Genomic DNA, 3,792 nt, shown 5'->3' with positions numbered 1-3,792 from the left:
CCGTTCGAGGAGTACTACCTCTCGTACGCCGATCGCTCGGTGCCCTGCGCACCGGAGTTCCTCTCGGCGATCGGGCCGAGCATGAACGGGATCGTGCACCCGATCATCGTCGCCCGCGGCGAGGTGGTCGGCGTGTGGACGCACTCGGTCGCCGTCGGCCGGCACGCCGACGACCCCATCCCCGAGCTCTTCACGACGGATGCCGCGACCGAGGCGGAGGTCGCCGCGGCGCTCGACCGCTACCGCGACTTCATCACGGCGTAGCCCGCCCGCGCCGATTTGGCGGGGCTCGGGGCATCCCTTAGACTGGGGGCAACCGAAGACCGCCGGTCATCGCCGTGCGCGCAAGCGCACGGAGATCGAAGCTCTGCATCGCAGGGGCCCGCGCAGGTGACACGAACGAACTCCAGGGTTCCCGCTCCGTGCGCTTGCGCCGGAGCTTTTTTCTTTGCCGTGGCGAGATCAGATGAGCGGATGTCGAGGCCGACGCGCCGGCATCCCGGAGCGTCTCGTACACACAAGGAGTGGCCATGGCGCAGAAGGAAGCATCGGTCGCCGAGCTCACGAAGCATTTCGAGGACTCGACCGCCGTTCTGCTGACCGAGTACCGCGGTCTGACGGTTGCCCAGCTCAAGGAGCTGCGCAACAGCATCCGTCAGGACGCGGAATACGCCGTGGTGAAGAACACGCTGACCAAGATCGCCGCGAACAACGCGGGGATCACGTCGCTGGACGACGACCTCAAGGGTCCGTCAGCCATCGCGTTCGTGCACGGAGACCCGGTCTCCGTCGCGAAGGGTCTGCGTGCCTTCGCCAAGGCACACCCTCTTCTCGTGATCAAGGGCGGTTTCTTCGACGGGAACCCCCTGAGCGCGGAGGAGGTCAGCAAGCTCGCCGACCTCGAGAGCCGTGAAGTCCTGCTGGCGAAGCTCGCCGGCGCGATGAAGGCATCGATGACGAAGGCGGCCTACGTCTTCAACGCACTGCCGTCGAAGGCCGTTCGCACGGTCGACGCACTGCGTGAGAAGCAGGAGTCCGCGGCCTGAACCGGCCCCGGCTAAGAACAACCCCAATCAAGGAGAATCATCATGGCTAAGCTCAGCACCGCAGAGCTGCTCGACGCGTTCAAGGAGCTCACCCTCATCGAGCTCTCCGAGTTCGTCAAGGCGTTCGAGGAGACCTTCGACGTCACCGCCGCCGCCCCCGTCGCCGTTGCCGCCGCTGGCGCGCCGGCCGGTGGCGCCCCCGCCGAAGAGGCCGAGGAGAAGGACGCGTTCGACGTCATCCTCGAGGCCGCCGGCGACAAGAAGATCCAGGTCATCAAGGTCGTCCGCGAGCTCACCTCGCTCGGCCTCGGTGAGGCGAAGGCCGTCGTCGACGGTGCTCCCAAGGCCGTCCTCGAGGGCGCCAACAAGGAGGCCGCCGAGAAGGCCAAGGCCGCTCTCGAAGAGGCCGGCGCGTCGGTTACCCTCAAGTAATCCCGCGCTGCGCTCGCAGCGATCTCACGAAGGCCTCGGATGCTCCGGCATCCGGGGCCTTCGTCGTTCCTGCCCGAGTCAGCGTCCGACGCCGACGATCGCCGACGCGTCGTCGTCGATCGCAGCCGTGGAGCTCCGCACGATCAGCGGCGACGCCTCGTAGATGCGGTGGGTCGGGGCATCCGGATCGTCCAGCTGCCACAGCAGGAGCTGGACCGCCGCGCGTCCCTGCTGATGCGGCTTCTGCTGGAGGGTCGTGAGGGAGAACATCTCGGCGTAGGCGTGATCGTCGATGCCGACGACGCTCAGCTGGTCCGGCACCCGGATGCCGAGCCGCCGGGCCGCGATGATCGCGCCCACCGCGACCTCGTCGCACACACCGACGAGGGCCGTCGGGCGCGTGCGCCGATCGCCCAGCAGGTCGACGGCCGCGCTGTACCCGCCGGGCATCGAGACCTGCGCGGGGACGTGGGCGGCGGATGCCTGGAGTCCCGCGTCGCGCATCGCCGCGAGGTAGCCGTCGACGCGCTGCCGGTCCCCGTAGCTCGTCCGCCGCCCGTCGGGGTCGCCCCCGACGAACGCGATCGACCGGTGGCCGAGCCCGATGAGGTGCTCCGTCGCGATGCGGCCGGCGGCTCCGTCGTCGATGGAGACGGCGTTCGTTCCGACGTCGTAGCCGCCGACGCTGACCACGGGCTTCCCGAACGCCACAAGGCGCTCGAGCTCGTGCGCGCTCGGCTCGATCCCGACCGCGATGAGCCCGTCGAACCGCTTGCGGGCGAGGAAATGCTCGAACATCTCGCGCCTCGCCTCGGACTCCGGGGGAGCCCCGTAGAGCGCGAGGTCGTAGCGTCGCTCGAGCAGGGCGTCCTGGATGCCCTCGAGCACGTGCGCGAAGAACCAGCGGTCGAGGGTCGGCATGACGACGCCGATCGTCTGCGTGCGACCGGTCACGAGGCTGACGGCGCTGGTGGTGGGGACGTACCCCAGAGCGGTGGCGGCCTTCTGGACGCGGGCGCGCGTCTCGTCCGAGACGTAACCCGCTCCGGTGAGCGCGCGGCTGGCCGTCGACTTCGACACGCCCGCAGCGTGCGCGACGTCGGCGATGCCTGCCATCAGGCGCCCTCCTCGGCAGTCCGGCGGCTCCACCGCAACAGCGCGAATGTGGAACCGGTTCCGCGCTCATTGTGCCGCCTCATGCCGCGGAACTCCACCCTCGTTCCCGTATTTATCGAGTTGTGATCAACCGTGATTGTGCCGAAACGGTCGATCCCCTAGCGTGAGCATGGAATCGGTTCCCTATGTTCCTGCACGGAGCCCGAATTCGCTCTGTGGAACTCAACGAGGAGGCATCAATGACTGCAACGCGATCCCGCCGGCGCATGCTGGCAGCGGTCGGCGCAACGGCCGTCGCCGCGCTCGCTCTCGCGGGCTGCGCCGAAGGCGGCGGCGACGAAGGCGACGACGGCAACATCGAGGGTGAGACCGTCACGATCTACGGCGGCATCACCGGCATCGAGGCCGAGAACATGCAGAAATCCTTCGACGCGTTCACCGAGGAGACCGGCGTCATCGTCGAGTACACCGGCGACAAGGCGTTCGAGGGCAACATCGTCACGAAGGTCCAGGGCGGCGACGCGCCCGACATCGCGATCGTCCCGCAGCCGGGTCTGCTCCGGACGCTCGTCGGCACCGGCGAGGTGCAGGAGGCCTCGTCCGAGGTCGAGGCGAACGTCGATGCGAACTGGTCGCCGGACTGGAAGTCGTACGGCACGATCGACGACGTGTTCTACGCGGCGCCGATGCTCGCGAACATCAAGGGCTACGTCTGGTACTCGCCCGCGAAGTTCGAGGAGTGGGGCGTCGAGGTCCCGACCACGTGGGACGAGCTGCTCGACGTGACGGCGACGATCTCCGAGGCGACGGGTGAACCCTCGTGGTGCGCCGGCTTCTTCTCCGAGGCGGCTTCGGGCTGGCCCGGCACCGACTGGATCGAGGACCTCGTCCTGCGCCAGTCCGGTCCCGAGGTGTACGACCAGTGGATCGCCAACGAGGTCGCATTCACCGACCCCGAGATCGAGGAGGCGTTCGACGCCGTCGGCGAGATCCTGCTGAACCCCGAGTGGGTCAACGCGGGCTTCGGCGACGTCGCGAGCATCAACGACACGGCGTTCGCGGATGTCGCGGCCAAGGTCGCCGACGGCAGCTGCCCGATGACGCACCAGGCCTCGTTCCTCTCCGCCAACTTCCTCGACGTGCAGACGGCCGAGGGCGCGACGCCGAACGTCGCACCCGACGGCGACGTGTACGCGTT

Annotated in this window: 4 protein-coding genes and 1 pseudogene; 4 read left to right on the top strand and 1 reads right to left on the bottom strand. The window is 68.4% G+C overall.

The window, feature by feature from the left end; all coding sequences use genetic code 11:
* The 3 genes and pseudogenes from ACE3O1_RS15090 to rplL all read left to right on the top strand — a co-directional run.
* Positions 1 to 264, top strand: a pseudogene (locus ACE3O1_RS15090) (winged helix DNA-binding domain-containing protein); the annotation flags it as partial.
* 266 nt (positions 265 to 530) lie between these two features.
* A complete protein-coding gene (gene rplJ / locus ACE3O1_RS15085; protein ID WP_204978584.1) occupies positions 531 to 1,046 on the top strand; it encodes a 50S ribosomal protein L10 in 516 nt (171 codons plus the stop codon).
* A gap of 42 nt (positions 1,047 to 1,088) precedes the next feature.
* Positions 1,089 to 1,478: a 50S ribosomal protein L7/L12 gene (rplL, locus tag ACE3O1_RS15080; RefSeq protein ID WP_374316445.1), complete on the top strand. Its 390-nt coding sequence runs from the start codon at positions 1,089 to 1,091 to the stop codon at positions 1,476 to 1,478.
* 78 nt (positions 1,479 to 1,556) lie between these two features.
* Here rplL and ACE3O1_RS15075 read toward each other — a convergent pair whose 3' ends face one another.
* Entirely contained in the window at positions 1,557 to 2,594 is a 1,038-nt protein-coding gene (locus tag ACE3O1_RS15075) for a LacI family DNA-binding transcriptional regulator (protein WP_374316443.1), read from the bottom strand.
* Between the two features lie 239 nt (positions 2,595 to 2,833).
* Between ACE3O1_RS15075 and ACE3O1_RS15070 the strand changes: the two genes are divergently transcribed.
* Positions 2,834 to 3,792: ABC transporter substrate-binding protein (locus ACE3O1_RS15070; RefSeq protein ID WP_374316441.1), on the top strand; the 959-nt coding region annotated here is incomplete at its 3' end.

The organism is Microbacterium sp., from assembly GCF_041909575.1.
Taxonomy (GTDB): domain Bacteria; phylum Actinomycetota; class Actinomycetes; order Actinomycetales; family Microbacteriaceae; genus Microbacterium.
Note: the sequence above shows the minus strand (reverse complement) of the source record. Positions and strands in the feature narration are given on the sequence as shown.

What these genes read in the sequence shown, in the direction of transcription:
- rplJ (WP_204978584.1), top strand. Translation starts at nt 531, where the DNA reads ATGGCGCAGAAGGAAGCATCGGTCGCCGAGCTCACGAAGCATTTCGAG.
- rplL (WP_374316445.1), top strand. Translation starts at nt 1,089, where the DNA reads ATGGCTAAGCTCAGCACCGCAGAGCTGCTCGACGCGTTCAAGGAGCTC.
- ACE3O1_RS15075 (WP_374316443.1), bottom strand. Translation starts at nt 2,594, where the DNA reads ATGGCAGGCATCGCCGACGTCGCGCACGCTGCGGGCGTGTCGAAGTCG.